Consider the following 19,994-nt stretch of genomic DNA (forward strand, 5'->3'; position numbering starts at 1 on the left):
ACCCGATCCGAAACTGATTTCGCAAGCAGGGCTCCATGACCAGTCTTGAACTCCGGCAGATACAAAAGAATTATGGCAGCTACCACGCGCTGCGCGGCATCGATCTCAGCGTCGAACAGGGCGAGTTCATTGTCACCGTTGGGCCGTCCGGCTGTGGCAAGTCAACGCTGTTGAAGATCATCGCCGGGCTTGAAACCGTCTCGACCGGTAAGATTCTCATCAACGGCCGTGATGTCACCACCACCGAGCCCGGTGAGCGCGGCATTGCCATGGTCTTCCAGTCCTATGCGCTTTACCCGCATATGACGGTCGCCGAGAACATGGGTTTCGGCCTGCGCATGGCGCATCGCCCCAAGGCCGAGATCGACGCCGCCGTGCTGCGAGCCGCCAAGATCCTTCGCATTGCCGACCAGCTCGACAAGCAGCCGAAACAGCTTTCCGGCGGCCAGCGTCAGCGTGTGGCCATCGGCCGTGCGATAACCCGCTCGCCCGACGTGTTCCTGTTCGACGAACCATTGTCCAACCTCGACGCAGCTTTGCGCACGCAGATGCGCGTCGAGCTTTCCGATCTGCATGCCAGGCTCGGCGCCACCATGGTCTATGTCACGCACGACCAGACCGAGGCGATGACAATGGCAAGCCGTATCGTCGTGCTCAATCGCGGCTCGGTCGAGCAGGTGGGCGCTCCGCTCGAACTCTATCGAAATCCGGCCAATCTCTTCGTCGCCGGCTTCCTCGGCGCACCCCGGATGAATTTTTTCGAAGTGACGGTCGCCGCTGTCTCCGGCGGCGCCGCCACGCTGTCGACCGCCGGTCTTTCTCCCTTGACTGTCGAATTGACGGAAGCTGCATCCGTACAGGTCGGGGATAGGGTGACGATGGGGATCCGGCCGGAGAGCATCAGCTTGGCCGCGGAAGAGACGGCGAGTTTTGCCGGACGGGCACGGCTGGTCGAGCATCTCGGCCGCGAGACCATCCTCTATGCCGACGCCGGCCCGCTGCAATGCGTCAGTTCCGAAAGCGGCAGCGGCAACGTCACCGTCCAGATCGGCCATGCAAGTGCCGTCGCTGCGGATGCGACCGTCGGCTTCAAGGTCGAGCCGCGTGACGTCTAGCTCTTTTCCTCTGTCGATGAGCGGACGATCAGTGCCCGCAAATCCACCATCACCGACTGATCTGCAGGAGTATCCTTCGTGAACAAGACTTCAAAAGGCCGCGCCCTGTCGGTCTGGCGCACGATCCAGACCGACCGCTTTCTGGTCGGCGCGCCGCACTACCCCAGCATGTGGACGAGAGTTACTTGGACAACGACGCCCGGCGCATGGCCGAGGCCGGCTTCAACGTCGCCCGCCTCGGCGAATTCGCCTGGCACATTTTCGAACCGCGTGAAGGCATCTTCGATTTCAGCCTGTTCGACCGGGCAATCGAGGGGCTGGCGCGTCACGGCGTCAACACGATCTTGTGCACGCCGACCGCCACTCCGCCGCGCTGGCTGACGGCAAAACATCCGGAAATCCTGCGGCGTGATGGAAATGGCCGGTCGATGAGCCACGGCTCACGCCAGTATGCCGATACCAGCAGCCCGGTGTTTCGCGACTATAGCCGCAAGATCACCAAGGCGATGGCGGACCACTACCGCGACAACACAAATGTCATTGGCTGGCAGACCGACAACGAACTCAACACCAGCATGCCGGAATCCTATTCGCCGTCGGCATTGAAGGAATTCCAAGCCTATCTCCAGGAAACCTACCAGACGATAGATAGGCTGAATTTCGCCTGGGGTGGCGACTTCTGGGCGACGGCTTACAGCGATTTCAGCGAAATTGTCTTCCCGCTGGAATTCTCACCGTCCTTTCCCGGTCCCGGTCACCTCCAGGACTACCACCGCTTTCTCGCCTTTTCGACAGCACGGTTCCAGCACGACCAGGTCGAGATCCTGAGAGAAGCGAATGCCAGTTGGTTTATCTTCCACAATCTCGGCGGATTGCGCGATATCGACTTTCGCGGCCAGTTCTCCACCGATCTCGACTTCGTCGGCTACGACATCTATCCGTTCCTCTATGACGAGTTCTTTCGCCTAGGCAACCACGCCAAGATCCAGGCGCTGCATCTCGACATCTGCAGGGGATTTTCCGGCAACTACATAGTGCCGGAACAACAGTCGGGCTTTGGCGCCCAGCCGGGCTTCTGCACGCTGACGCCGGAGCCGGGCGAAATGCGGCGCATGGCGATGTCGTCGGTTGCGCGTGGCGCCGATGGCATCATGTTCTTCCGCTGGCGTCCCGCGCATTTCGGCGCCGAGATATACTGGATGGGCATCATCGATCACGATGATGTCGCTCGCCGCCGCTATGACGAAGCGAGGCAGTTCGCCACCGAGATGACGGCGCTTAAAGACAAGATCCTAGGCACCCATGTGCGGATGGATGTCGGCATCGCCGGCTCGGACTTCGACAATCAGGAAGCCCACAAGACCTTCCCCATCGGCCTGCCAAGTCCGCAGGATGATGCAACCTTGCTGCATCAGTATTGCTATGACCGCGGCATCGCCTGCGGCTTCATCCACCCGGAAGACGATCTGTCGAAGCTCAAGGTGTTCTACGTGCCGCATTGGGTGATCTGGAAGGACAGCTGGACCGAGCGGCTGCAAGTCTTTGCCGAAAATGGCGGTACCGTCATCATCGGCGCGCGCACGGGAACCCGCGACGAAAACAACCACGTCATCCGCGAGACAGCGCCGGGCCGGTCGCTGTCCAAGCTGACTGGCGTTCGCGTCGAGGATTTCGGGCGGCTGGCGGCACCTGGGGCCAATGGCCTGTTCAACACCATGTCGCGCTCCGGCGGGCTCGTCATTCCTCCCGACAGACCGGCCGAATCCAGCCGCCGTATCCGTCGTTTTACCGTCGGAAACCACGAGTTCGATGCCGGTTATTTCTATGAGAACCTCGCAGTCGAACCGGAAGTCGAAATTATCGGGGCTTGGTCGAACCGCTACGCGGTGGGAGCGCCTGCAATTACCTCCCGCGCCGTCGGCAAGGGCCGTGTGCTCTATGTCGGCACTTATCTAACCCCGGAGCTGACAGCTCAACTCGCTACGCGCACTTTCGTGGATGCGAATGTGGGGCCTCTGGTTCCGGATCTGCCGGACGGCGTCGAGGTCACGATGCGCGAGTATGACGAACGCCGGCTGCTGTTCGTGCAAAACATCAAAGACACGCCCGTTGCGGTAACCGGCGTTCCCTCCGGCAGCAACCTGCTCGATAGCGAAGTGCCTGTCTCCGGAGTGTTGACGCTGGACGGCTATGGCTGCGCTGTCATCGAATTGATCTGAGCATTGTCGCGGACGTTAGCCATACGAAACCTGAGTACTCTTTGATCCTGGAATTCGACCGGCATCGGCAGCACGCCGGCATCGATCCATATCGAACCGGCGCTTTGACGTGCGCAAGGAACGGCCGGCGCACTGCTGTTGCTCCCAGTCAACGACGGCAGTTACACTACCGGCGCGACCATCGGAGCCGATGGCGGCATCTCGTTTCATCCTTGTGAGCGCCATGAATTTCGACATTTCCGTCCGCACCGAGGCCTTCCGTAGCCGGATCGCCGACTTCGTCGAGCGCGAGATACTGTCGCTCGAGGCAGACAAGGCTTCCTATGACGGCCATGGCAATATCGCACTGCCGCTGCTCGAAACGTTGCGGGGCAAGGCGAAGGCAGCCGGCCTGTGGTGCCTGCAGCTGAAACCCGAGACCGGCGGGGCCGGCCTTTCCAAGGTGGATATGGCCGTCTGCTATGAAGAGATGAACCGCTCGATCTTCGGTCCGGTCGTGTTCAATTCTGCGGCCCCCGACGATGGCAACATGATGGTGCTGGAACGGCTGGGGACGCCGGAGCAGAAGCAAAGATGGCTGAAACCGATCGTCGAGGGCAAGATACGCTCGGCTTTTGCAATGACGGAACCGCATCCGGGCGGCGGCTCCGACCCGTCGATGATCATGACCAGAGCCGAACGGCGCGGCGACAGATACGTCGTCAAAGGCCGCAAATGGTTCATCACCGGGGCGCAAGACGCGAGCCACTTCATTCTCATAGCGCGCACTTCGGACGATCCGCGTCATGGCCTTTCGGCCTTGCTGTTCCACAAGGACCAGCCGGGCTGGCGGATCCTGCGGCGCATCGAGATCATGGGACCGGAAGAGCATGGCGGCCATTGCGAGCTGGAATTCGACGGGCTTGAAATCCCGGTCGAGGATGTGCTTGCTGGTGAAGGCAGCGGCCTCATGGTTACACAGGTCCGGCTCGGTCCAGCGCGGCTCACTCATTGCATGCGCTGGCTCGGCCTTGCCAAGCGCTGCATCGAAATCGCGCGCGCTTATGCCGCCGAGCGTAGCGGCTTCGGGCAGCTTTTGGCCGACCGCGAGAGTATCCAGCTGATGCTCGGCGACCTTGCCATGCGCATCGAGATCGGGCGGCTGCTCGTGGTGAAGGCGGCCTGGGAGCTCGACCGCGGCGGCTTTGCCCGCAAGGAGGTCTCCATGGCCAAGATCCAGGTCGCCAACGTGCTGCATGACGCCGCCGACGTGGCGATCCAGATCAACGGCGCCCGCGGCTATTCGAAAGACACTGTACTCGAATGGATCTACCGCTATGCCCGCCAGGCTCGCCTGGTCGACGGCGCCGACGAGGTTCACAAGATGGTGCTCAACCGCTTCCTCAACGAGGAAGGTACAGGCTTCTGGCGCTGGCATGTCGAAGCCGGCAGACAAGACGAAACAGGTCGCGGCGGGAACCGCTGAGCCGGCAATGAGGATGGATTTCGATCCAGTACGCCTGGAGGATTTTCTGAGAGCGCATTTTGGCGATGGCCAGATGTCGCTTGAGCGGATCGTCGGCGGCCAATCCAACCCGACCTATTTCGTCGACTACGGCGGCCGCCGCATGGTGCTGCGCAAGAAACCCCCGGGACCGATCCTGCGCGGCGCTCATGCCGTCGATCGCGAATACAGGGTGATCGAAGCGCTAGCGGCGACAGACGTGCCCGTGCCGCGGCCGGTGCTCCTTCACGACGGCGACGAGCCGCTCGGCACGCCGTTCTATCTGATGCAGCGGCTCGACGGCCGGGTGTTCCACGATGGCTCGTTGCCGGGACTGGCGCGGGACGAGCGGCGCGGCGTCTATTTTGGCATGGCCGAGGCGCTGGCGAAGCTGCACGCCGTCCGGCCGGAAGAGATCGGGCTCGGCGACTACGGCCGGCCAGGAAATTACTTCGAACGACAGATTGCGCGCTGGACCAGACAGTTGCGGGAATCGCCGAGCGACCGCATCGCCGCGCTCGAAGCCGTAGCCGAATGGCTGCCGCGAAATCTTCCGCCAGACGACGGCCGCGTCTCGATCGCGCATGGCGATTTCCGTCTCGGCAATCTCATCTTTCATTCCGAGCGGCCCGAAGTGATCGGCATACTCGACTGGGAATTGTCGACGCTCGGCCATCCGCTTGCTGATCTCGGCTTTTGCTCGATGCCCTGGCACTCCTCATCAGACGAATATGGCGGCATCCTCGGCCTCGATCAGGCGGCGCTCGGTATTCCGACACAGCGCGAATTCCTCGATCATTACTTCGCCCACGCCGTGCCGACGGCGCCGCTGCAGCGGTTCCATCTGGTGTTCGCCATGTTCCGCTTTGCGGTGATCTTCGTCGGCATCGCCGACCGCGTGCTGGCCGGCAGCGCGGTTGCGGCCGATGCGGCGGACGTGGGACCGCTGGCCGGCCGTTTTGCTGTACGCGCCATGGAAGTCATCGACGGCGCGCGGCCCTGGTGACGCGAGGCTGGCAATCAGCTGAGCGAGCCGCACGCGATACGCGTTCAGTTCATGCGAACTTCCGGTTCCGCCAGCAGTGGAATCTCCAGGCCACGCCGCAAGCCGGTCGCCACGACCGACACCCTGAATTTTCCGGCGAGTGCCTTGTCGAAGATGGCGCCGACGATGATGTCGGCATCGTTGTCGACCTCCTCGCGGATGCGGGTAGCCGCTTCATCGACCTCGAACAGCGTCATGTCCATGCCGCCCGATATCGAGACAAGGACGCCCTTGGCGCCCATCATCGAAGCTTCGTCGAGCAGCGGGTTGGCGATTGCCGCTTCCGCCGCCTTCTTGGCGCGGCCTTCTCCGGCGGCCTCGCCGGTTCCCATCATGGCGCGGCCCATGTCGCGCATCACCGACTTTACATCGGCGAAGTCGAGATTGATCAGGCCTTCCTTGACGATCAGATCGGTAATGCAGCCGACCCCCGCATAGAGAACCCGGTCGGCCATGGCGAAGGCGTCGGCGAACGTGGTTCTGGCGTCGGCGATCCTGAACAGGTTCTGGTTGGGGATGACGATGACGGTATCGGCGCTTTCGCGCAGGCGCTCGATGCCCTCATCGGCAGCGTACATGCGGCGCCTGCCTTCGAAGACGAATGGCTTGGTAACGACGGCGACGGTCAGTATTCCGGCTGCCCGCGCTGCCTGCGCTATAACAGGCGCGGCACCGGTGCCGGTTCCGCCTCCCATGCCGGCGGTCACGAAGCACATATGCGTTCCGGCAAGGTGATCCATGATCTCGTCGATGGATTCCACGGCCGCGGCACGGCCGACCTCGGGCAGGGACCCGGCGCCGAGACCTTCGGTGATATGAGCGCCCAACTGGATCAGCCTCGTTGCCTTCGACATGGCAAGGGCCTGGGCATCGGTGTTGGCGACGATGAATTCCGCGCCCTGCAGGCCTTCGGCGATCATGTTGTTGACGGCGTTGCCGCCGCCGCCGCCGACCCCGACGACGGTGATCTTGGGCCTCATTTCCGAGATTACCGGCCTCGTCGCGGTGTTCATTGCCGTTCTCCCTGGATACGCCGAGTGGTCGCTGGAAGCTTGTCCCGGGCGCACTGCGAAAACTTTGAACCGGGCAGTGCGAATCAGGACAGCCCAGAATGCAGGGAATCAGAGCGCGGAGCGGGCTGCAAGTGCGCGATGTGCCTCATAGGCGACTTGCGTCTGAAAGTTAACGCAATGCGCCTTGATACAGTGCAGATCGTTGCGCGGGGCGCCGCACGCTACAACTTCGGCGCGAGGCACTGCGCGACATGGTCGGCAATCGTCAGGCAGGAGGTCAGGCCGGGGCTTTCGATGCCGAACAGATTGACCAGGCTATCCACGCCGTGCACCGCCACGTCCTGGATGACGAAGTCGGCATTGGCCTCACCGGGACCGGACAGTTTTGGCCGGATGCCGCTGTAAGCGGGCTGCAGGCTGCCATCGGCCAGGTCCGGCCAATATTTTCGGATCTCGCTGTAGAAGCGCTCGCCACGAGCTGGATCGACGCGATAGTCGAGTTGATCGGTCCATTCGACGTCCGGCCCGAAGCGGGTGACGCCGTCGAGATCGAGCGTCAGATGAACGCCGAGCCCGCCGGGTTCGGGCACCGGATAGACCAATCGCGAGAACGGCGCCCCGCCGACAACCGAAAAATAATTCCCCTTGGCATAATGGAGCTTTGGCACGAATTGCTGGTCGAGCCCTTCAAGCGAACCGGCAAGCGCTGCGGCGCCAAGCCCGGCGGCATTGACGAAGCGCGGAGTGGCGATCTCGAAGCGCTCGCCGCCGGTAGCGTCCACCGTCTCGAGCACGACGCGGCCCGCTTCGATGCGGCCGGAGGCGATGCGGGTGTTGAGACTAAGTGCCGCCCCGTGCGCCTCGGCATCAGCCAGCAAGGCAAGCGTCAGGGCATGGCTGTCGATGATCCCGGTGGCGGGCGACAGCAACGCCGCCGTACACTTAAGGCTGGGCTCCAGCGCATGCGCCTCGGCTTCGCGCAACGGCATCAGGTCGCCGGCGCCGCAAGCGCGTGCATTGGCTCGGATTGAGGCGAGCACGGGCTCCTGTTCGGCATTTGTGGCGACGATGAGCTTGCCGCAGCGCGAATGCGGGATCACACGCTCGTCGCAGTAGCGATAGAGCTTTTCCCGGCCCGCCACGCAGAGCCGGGCCTTCAGCGATCCAACCGGATAGTGGAGGCCGGCATGGATGACCTCCGAGTTGCGCGAACTTGTTCCGGTGCCGATAGCGCTCTCGGCTTCCAGGACCAGCGTGTCGATGCCGCGCTGCGCCATCTCTCGCGCGATCGCCAGGCCAACAACGCCGGCGCCGGCGACAATGCAGTCGACATGGTCCACGGTCAGGTCAAGCCGAAGTTCTGCATGCGTCCATCCATCCGCTGGCCCTGTCGAAAGCGCTTGACACTATACCGTTCGGGAAAGATGCATCAAACGGCATAATGCACGGGGACCTGCCGAGGCGGACCGGCGGCAGGACTGTTTCCGCGTGCAGCACAGGAGCCATCATGGACGCACGACCGAATTCTCCCGAAGCCCGCGACATAAGCTTTCACATGCATGGCTACACGAATGCCCGCAAGCATCAGAAGTCGGGACCGCTCGTCATCGAGAAGGGCGACGGCATCTATGTCGAGGACCTTGCCGGCAACCGTTATATCGAGGCGATGGCCGGGCTTTGGAGCGTCGCGGTCGGTTTTTCGGAGAAGCGGCTGGTCGATGCGGCAGTACGGCAAATGTCGAAGCTGCCTTACTATCATGATTTCGGCTCCAAATCGCATTCGCCGCTGATCGATCTCGCCGAGAGACTGGTGCAGATGGCGCCGGTGCCGATGAGCAAGGCGTATTTCACCAATTCCGGCTCAGAGGCCAACGATACGGCCATGAAGATGATCTGGTACCGGTCGAATGCGCTCGGCCGGCCGGCGCGCAAGAAGATCATCAGCCGCAAGAAGGGTTATCACGGCGTCACCATCGCATCGGCGAGCCTGACCGGACTGCCCAACAACCACACTTCCTTTGATCTGCCGATTGCCAATGTGCTGCATACCTCGACGCCGCACCATTGGCGCGAGGCGCTGCCGGGTGAAAGCGAAGAGCTGTTTTCGACGCGGCTTGCCGACGAGCTGGAAAAGCTGATCCTGGCCGAAGGACCGGAAACCATCGCCGCCTTCTTCGGCGAGCCGATCATGGGTGCTGGCGGCGTCATCGTTCCGCCTTCCGGCTACTGGGAGAAGATCCAGGCGGTGCTGTCGAAATACGACATCTTGCTCGTCGCCGACGAGGTGATCTGCGGCTTCGGCAGAACAGGTGAGATGTTCGGCTCGCAGACCTTCGGCATCAGGCCCGATATCGTGGCGCTGTCGAAGCAGATCTCTTCGTCCTATCTGCCGATCTCGGCCCTGCTGATCAACGACAAGGTATTCGAGCCGATTGCCGACGAAAGCGATCGTATCGGCACCTTCGGACACGGCTTCACCGGCGGCGGCCATCCTGTTGCGGCAGCGGTCGCGCTCGAGAACCTGAAGTTGATCGAGGAGCGCGACCTTGTCGGCAATGCGCGTACGGTCGGCGCGCATATGCAGAAGCGGCTGCGCACGCTCGCTTCGCACCCGCTTGTCGGCGAGGTGCGCGGCATCGGTCTGATCGCGGCGGTCGAGCTGGTCGGCGACAAGGCGAACAAGGCGCCGTGGGGCACGGTCGGTGCCTTGGGCGGACTCGTCAACGGCTTCATGCAGCAGAACGGCGTCATCTCGCGCAATATGGGCGATGCGCTGGCTTTCTGCCCGCCGCTGATCATCACCGAGCCGCAGGTCGACCAGGTGATCGACTCGTTTGAACGGTCGCTCGAAGCTGCGGTCAAGCAGGTCCGATCGCAGAGCTGATCGCGCTATTTAGCGACGCCGACCGCGTCCGGCACAACGACCAGCTTGCCGACGAAGTCCTTGGCGATGAAATCGGCCTGGGCGCGATGGAAATCGGAGAGCTTGTAGACGCCGCCGACCAGCGGCCGGATCTTCTTCTCCTCGATGTAGCGCACGATGCGGCGGAAATCCGCCCGCGTGCCCTGGCTCGAGCCGTGCAGTTGCAGCTGTTTCAGATACATGGTGCGCAGATCTAGTTGCACGACGGGGCCGGCAATTGCACCAGCCGTGGTGTAGCGACCTTCCGGCCTCAAGATGCGCAGGAGGTCGTTGAAGATCGCGCCGCCGACCAGATCGGCCACCACGTCGATCGGCTGGCCCTCGGTCGCAGCGCTGACGGCGGCCGGCAGATCGGCAACGCCACGGGTGATCACCGCCTCGGCGCCGATGTCACGCACCGCCTTTTCCTTGCCCTTGCCGGCAATTGCATAGGGAATGGCGCCGCGCGCCCGCGCCAGCTGCACGAGGCCGGAGCCGACGCCGCCGGAGGCGCCGGTGACCAGCACACGCTCGCCGGCTTTCAATGCGGCGCGTTCCAGCATCTGCTCGCCGGTGAGATAGGCGCAGCAGAAAGTGGCGAGTTCGACATCGCTCAGATCGGTGTCGACGATATGGGCGTTCTCGGCCGGCACTGTCTGGTACTCGGCATAGCCGCCGTCGCGGCCATGGCCCATATAGTCGATGTCGGCCAATGAATCGTCGTCGCGATTGTAGATGGAGAAGTCGACCATCACCCGCTCGCCGATGCGGGCCGGCGACACGCCGTCGCCGACGGCAACGATGTTGCCGACCGTGTCGGTGCCCTGGATGCGCGGGAAGGTCAGCGTGTTGCCTTGGCGGCGCCAGGTCGACACGGCCGCGGCATCCTCCTCAGTGCCATAGGCGCCCTGGCGCACCCAGACATCGGTGTTGTTCATGCCGCAAGCGGTGACCTTGACCAGCACCTCGCCCAGAGCGGGCGAAGGTACTTTGACGTCGGTGCGGTAGACGAGCTTTTCCGGTCCGCCGTGACCGATCAACTGCACGGCGGCCATGGTGGCGGGGATGGTCTTGGTCATGGCATTCATGTCGGTTTTCAGATATTGGCAAACACGCTCTTCACCGCGTCGGCCGTCTTGGAGACGACGATGTCGGCCTCTTGCCGCGTCAGGCAGAGCGGCGGCGCAAAACCGAGAATGTCGCCCTGCGGCATGGCGCGGCCGATGACGCCGCTTGCCGCAAGGGTGGTCGCGACCTGCGGTCCGATCTTTTGCGAGGCATCGAAGAATACGCGATCGTTCTTGTCGGCGACGAACTCGATCGCCGCCAGCATGCCGTCGCCGCGTACCTCGCCGACGTTTTTGTGGCCACCGACGGCTTTCGTCAGTTCGGCGCGGAAATAGGCACCGGTCTCGCCGGCGTTCCGCACCAGGTCCATCTCGTCGATCAGTTCCAGGTTGGCGACACCGGCGGCAACGCAGATCGGATGCGCCGAATAGGTCCAGCCATGGCCGAGCGAGCCGAGCTTGTCTGAACCCTGCACCAGCACCTGCCACACCTTGTCGGAGACGATGACGCCGGAGAGCGGCGCATATGCCGAGGTCAGGCCCTTGGCGATGGTGATCAGGTCGGGCTTGATGCCGTAGTGGTCGGAGCCGAACATGGTACCCAATCGGCCGAAGCCGGTGACCACTTCATCGGCGATCAAAAGCACGTCGTACTTCTTCAGCACCGCCTGGATCTTCTCCCAGTAGCCGGCCGGCGGCGGTACGATGCCGCCGGTGCCGAGGATCGGCTCGCCGATGAAAGCGGCGACCGTTTCCGGCCCTTCGGCGAGGATCATCTCCTCGAGCTTGTCGGCGCAGTATTGCGAAAACTGCTCTTCGCTCAGCGAGCGGTCGGCGCGGCGGAAATAGTAGGGCGCCTCGGTGTGCAGGACCGGCGCACGCGGCAGGTCGAAGGCGTTGTGGAACAGGTCGAGGCCGGTCAGCGATCCGGTCATGATGCCGGAGCCGTGATAACCGCGCCAGCGCGAGATGATCTTCTTCTTCTCGGGCCGGCCGAGCACGTTGTTGTAGTACCAGATCAGCTTGATATTGGTTTCGTTGGCGTCGGAACCGGAGAGCCCGAAATAGACCCTCGACATGCCTTGCGGCGCGCGGTCGATGATCATCTTGGAAAGCGTGATCGACGCCTCGGTGCCGTGCCCGACATAGGCGTGGTAATAGGCGAGGTTCTTGGCCTGTGCGGCGATGGCGTCGGCGATCTTCTGGCGGCCATAACCGACATTGACGCAATAGAGCCCGGCGAAGGCATCGATGCTCTTCTTGCCGTTATTGTCCCAGATGGTGACGCCTTCGCCACCGGCGATCACACGCGTCGGGCTCTCGCCACGCGCATGCGTTCCCATATGGGTCGAGGGATGGAAGAAGTGATCGCGATCCCACGCGGCGAGTTCGTTTGACTGGTCGAGCATTTTTCTACTCCTGAGGAAAATGTGTCGGCGCGGCTCACGCCACGTCGAGGCAGAGATATTTGAGATCGGTAAAGGCTTCGAGCCCGTGACGCGAACCCTCGCGGCCGATGCCGGACTGCTTGACGCCGCCGAACGGGACCGGCGCGCCGGTGATCTTGACGCGGTTGATGGCGACCATGCCATAGTCGAGCGCCCGGCCCATGCGCAATTGCCTACCGCCATTCTCAGTCACGACATAGGCGACGAGGCCGTATTCGGTGGCATTGGCGCGGGCGACGACTTCGTCTTCGCTGTCGAAGGGCGTCACGGCGGCGACCGGACCGAAGGTCTCCTCGCGCATGATCAGGGCGTCGTCGTCAACACCGGCCAGCAGGGTCGGCTGGTAGAACAGCGGCCCGGCCGGATGGCGCTTGCCGCCGGTCAGGCAGCGCGCGCCTTTGGCGAGCGCATCGGCCACCTGCTCCTCGACCTTTTTGACGGCGCGTTCGTGCATCAAGGGTCCGATTTCGGTGTCGTCAGCGAGGCCATTGCCGGTCCGCAATGCCTCGACGCGTCTGGCGAAAGCAGCGCAGAACGGATCGTATAGCGGACGCTGGACATAGATGCGGTTGGCGGCGAGGCAGTCCTGGCCGGAGGTGGCGAATTTGGCGTCGACGGCGATGGTCACAGCCTTGTCGAGATCGGCGTCGGCGAAGACGACCAGCGGCGCATGACCGCCGAGTTCCATCACAAGACGCTTCATCGTCGGCGCACTCTGCGCGGCGATCAACCTGCCGATCTCGGTCGAGCCGGTGAAGCTCATGGCGCGAACGCGCGGGTCTTCGCACATCCGCCCAACGATGGTCGAGGCCTTGCCGGTGAGAACGTTGAAGACGCCAGCCGGCACGCCAGCGCGCTCGCCAAGTTCGGCTAGCGCCAGTGCCGACAGCGGCGTTTCCGACGAGGGGTGCGCGACGATGGTGCAGCCGGCGGCGAGGGCGGCCGCCGCCTTGCGGGTCAGCATCGCCGCAGGAAAATTCCACGGCGTGACGACGCCGACGACACCAAGCGGTTCGCGCCGCACCATCATCTCAGCGTTTGGCAGATGGCTGGTGACGCTTTCGGCGTTGAGGCGTTTGGCCTCCTCGGCATACCACTCGACGAAGGAGGCTGCGTAATCGATCTCGCCGAGCGATTCCTTCAGCGGCTTGCCTTGTTCTAGCGTCATCAGCAGGGCCAGGTCATTTTTGACGGCGACGATCAGATCGAACCATTTTCGCAAGATTTTCGACCGTTCCTGCGGCAGCAATGCGCGCCAGGCGGGAAACGCGCGCGATGCCGCATCGATCGCCAATGTGGTCTGCCGGGCATCGAGCGCGGCAACAAAAGCGACGGTGGATCCGGTGGCCGGATCGGTCACCTCGAAGCTCTCCGCGGTCTCACTCGCCGTCCAGTGGCCAGCGACATAGGCGAGTTCGCGCAGCAGCCGTCGGTCGACGAGGCGATCAAGTGCTTCATGGCGCTGCGAGCGGGCAAAATGTGCGGACATCATCGGGCTCCCGGTTCGGGTGATGCCGCAAGACTATCTCTGCCGCGCAAACAGAGAGGCTGTTTGCGTGCCTGCACGTAGAGAGATTGTCTCTATTGCATCGCCCGGGCAGACGATCTCTCCGGTATCAGGAAGATGCCGGCAACAGATCCGCCACCGGCAGCACACTGTCCTCCTTCACCGTCTTGGTGACGATGTAGGTGAAATAGCGGTCTATGCCGATCTCGCGTTCGAGCAGAGTGTCGACCAGCCGCTGATAGGCGTCGATGTCGCGCGCCATCACCTTCAGCAGATAGTCGACGCCGCCGCCGACAGACCAGCATGCGACGATCTCGGGGATGTCGCGGATGACGCGCTCGAAACGGTCGAAATCGGCCTGGCGGTGGCTGGCAAGCGTCACCTCCATCAGCACGGTGGCGACCGGCGCGATGGCGCGCATGGCGATCCTGGCATGGTAGCCCGAGACGATGCCGGCCTTTTCCAGCTTGCGCAGCCGCATCCAGCAAGGCGTCGGCGACAGGCCGACCTTCTCGGCCAGCGCCAGCTTGGTGATGCGCCCGTCGCGCTGGATGGCGTCGAGGATTTTCAGGTCGATCGGATCGAGTTTCGCTGCAGCCATGATCGTCCACTTCCAGTGCCGGACACCATGATGGCGCATTATTTCGATTGTCAATTGCACTGATTTCGATCTCTAATAAGTCATGACATTATGGCGACCAGATCCCGCTCTTATCCGGCGGCCGGCCTACCAATCGCTCGCCGACCAGTTCGCGCGGGCCATCCATGACGGGCGCCTGGCCAACGGCGCGCGATTGCCGACGCACCGGCAGTTGGCTGACGATCTGCAACTTTCCGTGCAGACGGTCAGCCGCGCCTATGAGGAGCTGATCCGCCGCGGGCTGGTGTCCGGCGAGGTCGGCCGCGGCAGCTTCGTGCAAACACAGCGCCGCGAGCCGGAGCCGCCCTATCTGCCGGAGCGGCTGGGCGAGGTCATCGACCTCTCCATCCTGAAGCCGGTCTGCGAACCGATGCATCTGGAGCGGCTGAGGCAGGCGCTGGGCTGGCTCGCGGAAAACCTGCCGTCGAGCTCGGCACTGTCGTTCAGGCCGAACATGGTGTTCCCGCGCCACCGCGCCGTGGGTGTCGAGTGGCTGCGCCTCTGCGGCCTCGACGTGTCGCCGCAGAACATCAGCCTGACCAACGGCGCCACGGCCGGTATGACGGTAGCGCTGATGAGCGTGGCGCCGCCCGGTTCGACCGTCGCCACCGAGGCGATCGGCCATCACACGCTGATCCCGCTGGCGCGTTATCTCGGTTTCAACCTCGAGGGTTTGCCGATCGACGACAATGGGCTGATCCCGGAAGCGCTGGACGAGGCCTGCCGGCTGTCGGACATCCGCGCCGTGTTCGTGCAGCCCTCGGTGATCAACCCTACGGCGACGCTGATGGACGCCGCCCGGCGCGAACAGATTGCCGCCGTTGCGCGCAGGCATGACATCGCCATTATCGAAAACGACGTCCTCGGCCCGCTGGTCGAGGACCGGCCGCCGCCGGTCGCGGCGTTTGCACCCGAGCGCACGCTCTACGTCACCTCCTTCACCAAGATCGTGGTGCCGGGCCTGCGCATCGGCTATCTCGCGGCACCCGATCGTTATGTCGCCGCGGTTGCCAACCGCCACCTCGTCTCGAACTGGATGGCGACGCCGCTGGTGGCCGAGATCGCCACCAAATGGGTGACCGACGGCACCGCGATGGAACTCGTGCGATGGCAGCGCGTGGCTTTGCGGCGGCGTCTGGACATCGCCGCCGAGGTGCTCGCCGGAGTGGACTATCGGGCTCATCGCGACGGGCTGCATGTTTGGCTGCAACTGCCGGATGACCGCGGGGAGGAAAGCTTTGTTTCCCAGGCCCGCCTGCAGGGCGTGGCGATTGCGCCCGGTACGTCGTTTCGCATTTCGCAGACGCCTTGGCATCCAGCTGTGCGGATTTCGCTTGGCTCGACCACGGAGGGGGAACTGCGTGCCGGTCTCGGCGTTGTCACCAAGCTTCTGCTCGGCGATCCCGAGCATCTCCTGCTTGCGATCTAGGCAACAAATGGCGGGGAATTGTGCGGAGTCCGAAATATTGTCATGATATTATTTTCTTGATTGACATGATTTGCCGCGATCCGCATCGTTAAAGGCATCGCTTCTCCAGCACGGGAAATTCATTGTCGGCGCCCATCATCAAGATCGACGGCATTTCAAAAAGCTTCGGCAACTTCAAGGTGCTGGACGGCCTCTCGATGCAAGTCATGCCCGGCGAGAAGCTGGCGCTGATTGGTCCTTCAGGTTCGGGCAAGACGACGATCCTGCGCATCTTGATGACGCTAGAGCGTATCGACAGTGGCCACATCCAGGTCGACGGCGAACAGCTGTACCACATGGAGCGTAACGGCCGGCTGCTGACGGCCGATGAACGACATTTGGCAAAAATGCGCCAGAAGATCGGCATGGTCTTCCAATTGTTCAATCTGTTTCCGCACAAATGCGTCATCGACAATGTGACGCTCGCACCGATGCTGACCAAAGGCGTTCCGCGGGCCGCCGCCGAGAAGCGGGCGATGGAGCTGCTCGACATGGTCGGCATGGTCGACAAGGCCAAAGCGATGCCGGCGCAGCTTTCCGGCGGACAGAAGCAGCGCGTCGCGATTGCCCGGGCGCTGGCGCTGTCGCCGAAGATCATGCTGTTCGACGAGGTCACCTCCGCGCTCGACCCGGAACTAGTCGACGAGGTGCTCAACGTCATGCGCAAGCTCGCCGCCGAGACCGACATGACCATGCTGCTGGTCACCCACGAGATGGGTTTCGCCCATGACTTCGCCGACCGGGTGCTGTTCTTCGATCGCGGCAGAATAGTCGAGGAAGGCAAGCCCGACGAGATTTTCCGCCATCCCAAACAGGAGCGCACGCAAGGTTTCCTGAAGAAGATCATTGCGGCCGGACATCGGGTCTGACTGCCATGCGAGGCGGCGACGCCTCAAGCAAGCCAAGAAGACAGACAAACAAGGAGTTGGGAACGATGAAGAAATTTGCCATTTTGGCCGGCGTCGCCGGTATTGCCCTGACGGCGGTGCTGGCCGCCTCGACGGCCGGCTCGGCCGATGACAGCAAGCTCGAAGAGCTCAAGGCGCAAGGCTTTGCCCGCGTCGCCATCGCCAACGAGCCGCCCTATACGGCGGTCGCTGCCGATGGCAAGGTTTCGGGTGCGGCGCCTGACGTTGCCCGTGAAATCTTCAAACGCCTTGGCGTCAACGACATCGTCGCCTCGATCTCGGAATATGGTGCCATGATCCCCGGCCTGCAGGCCGGCCGTTTCGACGTCGTCACCGCCGGCCTGTTCATGAAGCCGGAACGTTGTGCTGCGGTCGCCTATTCGGAACCGGTGCTGTGCGATGCCGAGGCGATGCTGGTGAAGAAGGGCAACCCGAAGGGCTTCAAGAGCTACGAGGACGTCGCCAAGGACACCAGCGCGACGATCGGCGCACCGGGTGGCGGCACCGAGGAAAAGCTGGCGCTCACCGCAGGTGTGCCGCGCGAGCGCGTCATCGTCGTGCCGGACGGCCAGAGCGGCCTGAAGATGCTGCAGGACGGCCGCATCGATGCCTATTCGCTGCCCGTGCTGTCGATCAACGACCTGGTCAAGAAGGCCAATGATCCGAACCTCGAAGTCATCGCGCCGGTGGTCGGTGCGCCGGTCTATTGCGACGGTGCGGCCTTCAAGAAGGGCGACGAAGCGCTGCGCGACGCCTATGATGTCGAGCTGGCGAAACTGAAGAAGTCCGGCGAGTTCGCCAAGATCATCGAACCCTACGGCTTCTCGGCGGCGGCGGCGATGTCGACGAGCCGCGACAAGCTCTGCTCGGCGAAGTAGGCGCGTTCTTCCTTTTCCCCGTTGATGGGGAGAAGGTGGCCCGAAGGACCGGATGAGGGGCGGCGCCAGCTTTTGACAGATTGGCTCTGCCCCTCATCTGCCTGCCGGCATCTTCTCCCCGTGGACGGGGAGAAGGACGCTGAAGTGATCGCCTCGCCAAATATTCAATGCGGAGCCCTTTCGACCAATGACCCAATGGTCCGGCTATTTCGGCCTGATTTTGCAAGGAGCGCTTGTCACCATCGAGTTGACGCTGATGGGGTCGGTGCTGGCCTTGATTATGGCCTTTCTTGCCGGGCTGGGGCGGCTGTCGCGGTTTTTCGTGCTACGCGCGCTGGCGACCGCCTATATCGAGTTCTTCCGCGGCACCTCGATTTTCGTGCAGCTGTTCTGGGCCTATTTCGTGCTGCCTTTTGCCGGCATTTCGCTGACGCCGCTGCAGGCCGGGGTGCTGGCGCTGGGCCTCAATGTCGGGGCCTATGCAGCGGAAGTGGTGCGTGGCGCCATCAAGTCTATCGGCCGCGAACAATATGAGGCCTGCACCGCGCTCAATCTCGGCCGCTGGCAAGCCATGCGCCACATCATCCTGCCGCAGGCGCTTCTGGTGATGCTGCCGACCTTCGGCAACAACGCCATCGAGCTGCTCAAGGCCACCGCCGTCGTTTCGCTGATCTCACTTGCCGACCTGACCTTCCAGGCGCAGGTGGTGCGCTCGCAGACCGGCAATACACTGGTGCCGTTCAGCACCATCCTCGTCATCTATTTCGTCCTGGCGCTGCTCATCTCCTGGGGCGTGCGGTCGCTGGAACGCCGCATGGCGCGCGGCCTCGACGGGGTGCGCGTCTGATGGAGCGGACCTGATAATGGAATGGGATTGGGATTTTGTCCGGCAGATCCTGCCGACGCTGATCGAGGGGGTGAAGATCACCATCCTGGCGACGCTGCTCGGCTCGGTGCTGGCGGCCATCGTTGGGCTGGGCATCGCGTTGGCGCGCCGGTCGCCGAACAGGGCTCTGTCGCGCACCGTCGGTTTCCTTGCCGAGTTCATCCGTGGCACGCCGCTGTTGGTGCAGCTCTATTTCATCTTCTACGTGCTGCCGGATTTCGGCGTCCTCTTGCCGCCGCTGGTGGCGGGCGTCATCGGCCTCGGGCTGCACTACGGCACCTATACGGCCGAGGTCTACCGCGCCGGTATAGACAATGTGCCGCGCGGCCAATGGGAAGCGGCCAAGGCCTGCAACCTGAACGCCACAGAGACCTGGACGCACATCATCATTCCGCAGGCGATCCCGCCGATGATCCCGGCGCTTGCCAATTATTTCATCGCCATGTTCAAGGAGACGCCGCTGCTGTCGGCGATCACCGTGCTGGAACTGATGAACCAGGCCAAGAGCGTCGCCAATACCTATTACCGGTATATCGAACCGATCACCTTGGTCGGCGCCTTCTTCCTCGCCATCAGCCTGTTCTCGGTGGTGCTGCTGCGCTGGCTGGAACACCGTTATGGGCGGATCGAACGATGAGCGCTGCACCCGATATCCGCCTGCACTCGGCCCGGCCGGCGCTCGATGCGCGTCCGCTGGAAAAGCGGGTCGGCCTGATCATCCTCGCAACCGACCATACGAGCGAACCGGATTTTCACCGCATGGTGGCAAGCGATCGTATCGGCATCTATGTCGCGCGTATTCCCTACGCCAACCCGACGACGCCGGACAATTTGCGCAAGATGCAGCCGTCACTGACGGCGGCCGCGGCCCTGATCCTGCCCGACGAGCCGCTCGATGCGATCTGCTATTCCTGCACCTCGGCCTCCGTCGTGATCGGCGATGCCGAAATCGAGGCGGCGGTGCAGGCGGCCAAGCCCGGCGTGCCGGTGGTCACGCCGCCGATGGCCGGGGTGCGCGGCCTGAAGGCGCTAGGCGCCAGAACGATCAGCATCCTCACTCCCTATACGGTCGAGACCAGCCGGCCGATGACGGCCTATTTCACCGAGCATGGATTCGAAATCGTCAGCTTTACTTGCCTCGGCTTCGAGGACGACCGTGAGATGGCGCGGATTGCGCCGAAATCGTTGGTCGATCTGGCCCGCGAAGCGACGGCCGAACACTCGGACGCGCTGTTCGTCTCCTGCACGGCGCTGCGGTCGGCGGCGGCAGTTGTCGGTATGGAAGAAGCCATCGGCCGTCCCGTCGTCACCAGCAACCAGGCGACGGCCTGGAATTGCCTGCGGCTTTGCGGCGACGACGAGCCGCGCCCTGAATTCGGCCGTCTGATGACGCTGCCGTTGAACTGATTGCAGAG

General features: G+C 63.1%; 16 protein-coding genes and 1 pseudogene. 11 read left to right on the forward strand and 6 right to left on the reverse strand.

What is annotated here, in order from left to right:
- Positions 1-35: 35 nt before the first annotated feature.
- From NKI95_RS16635 to NKI95_RS16650, 4 genes and pseudogenes are all read left to right on the forward strand, one after another.
- The gene (locus tag NKI95_RS16635) at positions 36-1,115 is read left to right on the forward strand and encodes an ABC transporter ATP-binding protein (RefSeq protein WP_352718097.1); all 1,080 of its coding nucleotides are present in this window, start codon (positions 36-38) and stop codon (positions 1,113-1,115) included.
- 78 nt (positions 1,116-1,193) lie between these two features.
- Positions 1,194-3,334: pseudogene (locus NKI95_RS16640) on the forward strand (beta-galactosidase).
- 223 nt (positions 3,335-3,557) lie between these two features.
- Entirely contained in the window at positions 3,558-4,799 is a 1,242-nt protein-coding gene (locus tag NKI95_RS16645) for an acyl-CoA dehydrogenase family protein (protein WP_352718281.1), read from the forward strand.
- Positions 4,800-4,806: 7 nt separating this feature from the next.
- On the forward strand, positions 4,807-5,823 hold the full coding sequence (locus NKI95_RS16650; RefSeq protein WP_352718282.1) for a phosphotransferase family protein: 1,017 nt from the start codon (positions 4,807-4,809) through the stop codon (positions 5,821-5,823).
- Between the two features lie 44 nt (positions 5,824-5,867).
- Here the strand turns inward: NKI95_RS16650 and ftsZ are convergent, their stop codons facing one another.
- Entirely contained in the window at positions 5,868-6,875 is a 1,008-nt protein-coding gene (gene ftsZ / locus NKI95_RS16655; RefSeq protein WP_023677189.1) for a cell division protein FtsZ, read from the reverse strand.
- Between the two features lie 221 nt (positions 6,876-7,096).
- Positions 7,097-8,215 (reverse strand): NAD(P)/FAD-dependent oxidoreductase, encoded by a 1,119-nt coding sequence (locus NKI95_RS16660; RefSeq protein ID WP_352718098.1) that lies wholly within the window; start codon positions 8,213-8,215, stop codon positions 7,097-7,099.
- A gap of 167 nt (positions 8,216-8,382) precedes the next feature.
- Between NKI95_RS16660 and NKI95_RS16665 the strand changes: the two genes are divergently transcribed.
- On the forward strand, positions 8,383-9,759 hold the full coding sequence (locus NKI95_RS16665) for an aspartate aminotransferase family protein (protein WP_352718100.1): 1,377 nt from the start codon (positions 8,383-8,385) through the stop codon (positions 9,757-9,759).
- A gap of 5 nt (positions 9,760-9,764) precedes the next feature.
- On the opposite strand, the gene NKI95_RS16670 is transcribed toward NKI95_RS16665, so the two are convergent.
- From NKI95_RS16670 to NKI95_RS16685, 4 genes are all read right to left on the reverse strand, one after another.
- On the reverse strand, positions 9,765-10,865 hold the full coding sequence (locus tag NKI95_RS16670; RefSeq protein ID WP_352718102.1) for an alcohol dehydrogenase family protein: 1,101 nt from the start codon (positions 10,863-10,865) through the stop codon (positions 9,765-9,767).
- Between the two features lie 8 nt (positions 10,866-10,873).
- Positions 10,874-12,253, reverse strand: a complete 1,380-nt coding sequence (locus NKI95_RS16675; RefSeq protein WP_352718104.1) for an aspartate aminotransferase family protein — start codon at positions 12,251-12,253, stop codon at positions 10,874-10,876.
- Positions 12,254-12,287: 34 nt separating this feature from the next.
- Positions 12,288-13,781, reverse strand: a complete 1,494-nt coding sequence (locus NKI95_RS16680; RefSeq protein ID WP_352718106.1) for an NAD-dependent succinate-semialdehyde dehydrogenase — start codon at positions 13,779-13,781, stop codon at positions 12,288-12,290.
- 127 nt (positions 13,782-13,908) lie between these two features.
- Entirely contained in the window at positions 13,909-14,400 is a 492-nt protein-coding gene (locus tag NKI95_RS16685) for an Lrp/AsnC family transcriptional regulator (RefSeq protein WP_352718108.1), read from the reverse strand.
- Positions 14,401-14,482: 82 nt separating this feature from the next.
- Between NKI95_RS16685 and ehuR the strand changes: the two genes are divergently transcribed.
- The 6 genes from ehuR to eutA all read left to right on the forward strand — a co-directional run bounded on the left by ehuR (position 14,483) and on the right by eutA (position 19,986).
- Positions 14,483-15,868 (forward strand): MocR-like ectoine utilization transcription factor EhuR, encoded by a 1,386-nt coding sequence (gene ehuR / locus NKI95_RS16690; RefSeq protein ID WP_352718110.1) that lies wholly within the window; start codon positions 14,483-14,485, stop codon positions 15,866-15,868.
- A 122-nt stretch (positions 15,869-15,990) separates the two neighbouring features.
- Positions 15,991-16,776 (forward strand): ectoine/hydroxyectoine ABC transporter ATP-binding protein EhuA, encoded by a 786-nt coding sequence (gene ehuA, locus NKI95_RS16695; RefSeq protein ID WP_352718111.1) that lies wholly within the window; start codon positions 15,991-15,993, stop codon positions 16,774-16,776.
- Between the two features lie 65 nt (positions 16,777-16,841).
- A complete protein-coding gene (gene ehuB / locus NKI95_RS16700; RefSeq protein ID WP_352587308.1) occupies positions 16,842-17,693 on the forward strand; it encodes an ectoine/hydroxyectoine ABC transporter substrate-binding protein EhuB in 852 nt (283 codons plus the stop codon).
- A gap of 187 nt (positions 17,694-17,880) precedes the next feature.
- Positions 17,881-18,540, forward strand: a complete 660-nt coding sequence (gene ehuC / locus NKI95_RS16705; protein WP_023720654.1) for an ectoine/hydroxyectoine ABC transporter permease subunit EhuC — start codon at positions 17,881-17,883, stop codon at positions 18,538-18,540.
- Between the two features lie 16 nt (positions 18,541-18,556).
- Complete coding sequence (ehuD, locus tag NKI95_RS16710) at positions 18,557-19,216, forward strand: ectoine/hydroxyectoine ABC transporter permease subunit EhuD (protein WP_352718113.1); 660 nt, start codon at positions 18,557-18,559, stop codon at positions 19,214-19,216.
- Positions 19,213-19,986: an ectoine utilization protein EutA gene (gene eutA, locus NKI95_RS16715; RefSeq protein WP_352718115.1), complete on the forward strand. Its 774-nt coding sequence runs from the start codon at positions 19,213-19,215 to the stop codon at positions 19,984-19,986. The genes ehuD and eutA overlap by 4 nt, the downstream gene beginning before the upstream one ends.
- Positions 19,987-19,994 lie beyond the last annotated feature (8 nt).

This window comes from Mesorhizobium sp. M0306 (genome assembly GCF_040321655.1).
In the GTDB taxonomy this organism is placed as follows: Bacteria; Pseudomonadota; Alphaproteobacteria; order Rhizobiales; family Rhizobiaceae; genus Mesorhizobium.

Excerpts from the sequence above, each read along its gene's own strand:
- NKI95_RS16635 (WP_352718097.1), top strand. The coding sequence starts at position 36 with ATGACCAGTCTTGAACTCCGGCAGATACAAAAGAATTATGGCAGCTAC.
- NKI95_RS16645 (WP_352718281.1), top strand. The coding sequence starts at position 3,558 with ATGAATTTCGACATTTCCGTCCGCACCGAGGCCTTCCGTAGCCGGATC.
- NKI95_RS16650 (WP_352718282.1), top strand. The coding sequence starts at position 4,807 with ATGAGGATGGATTTCGATCCAGTACGCCTGGAGGATTTTCTGAGAGCG.
- ftsZ (WP_023677189.1), bottom strand. The coding sequence starts at position 6,875 with ATGAACACCGCGACGAGGCCGGTAATCTCGGAAATGAGGCCCAAGATC.
- NKI95_RS16665 (WP_352718100.1), top strand. The coding sequence starts at position 8,383 with ATGGACGCACGACCGAATTCTCCCGAAGCCCGCGACATAAGCTTTCAC.
- NKI95_RS16670 (WP_352718102.1), bottom strand. The coding sequence starts at position 10,865 with ATGAATGCCATGACCAAGACCATCCCCGCCACCATGGCCGCCGTGCAG.
- NKI95_RS16675 (WP_352718104.1), bottom strand. The coding sequence starts at position 12,253 with ATGCTCGACCAGTCAAACGAACTCGCCGCGTGGGATCGCGATCACTTC.
- NKI95_RS16680 (WP_352718106.1), bottom strand. The coding sequence starts at position 13,781 with ATGTCCGCACATTTTGCCCGCTCGCAGCGCCATGAAGCACTTGATCGC.
- NKI95_RS16685 (WP_352718108.1), bottom strand. The coding sequence starts at position 14,400 with ATGGCTGCAGCGAAACTCGATCCGATCGACCTGAAAATCCTCGACGCC.
- ehuR (WP_352718110.1), top strand. The coding sequence starts at position 14,483 with ATGACATTATGGCGACCAGATCCCGCTCTTATCCGGCGGCCGGCCTAC.
- ehuB (WP_352587308.1), top strand. The coding sequence starts at position 16,842 with ATGAAGAAATTTGCCATTTTGGCCGGCGTCGCCGGTATTGCCCTGACG.
- ehuC (WP_023720654.1), top strand. The coding sequence starts at position 17,881 with ATGACCCAATGGTCCGGCTATTTCGGCCTGATTTTGCAAGGAGCGCTT.
- ehuD (WP_352718113.1), top strand. The coding sequence starts at position 18,557 with ATGGAATGGGATTGGGATTTTGTCCGGCAGATCCTGCCGACGCTGATC.
- eutA (WP_352718115.1), top strand. The coding sequence starts at position 19,213 with ATGAGCGCTGCACCCGATATCCGCCTGCACTCGGCCCGGCCGGCGCTC.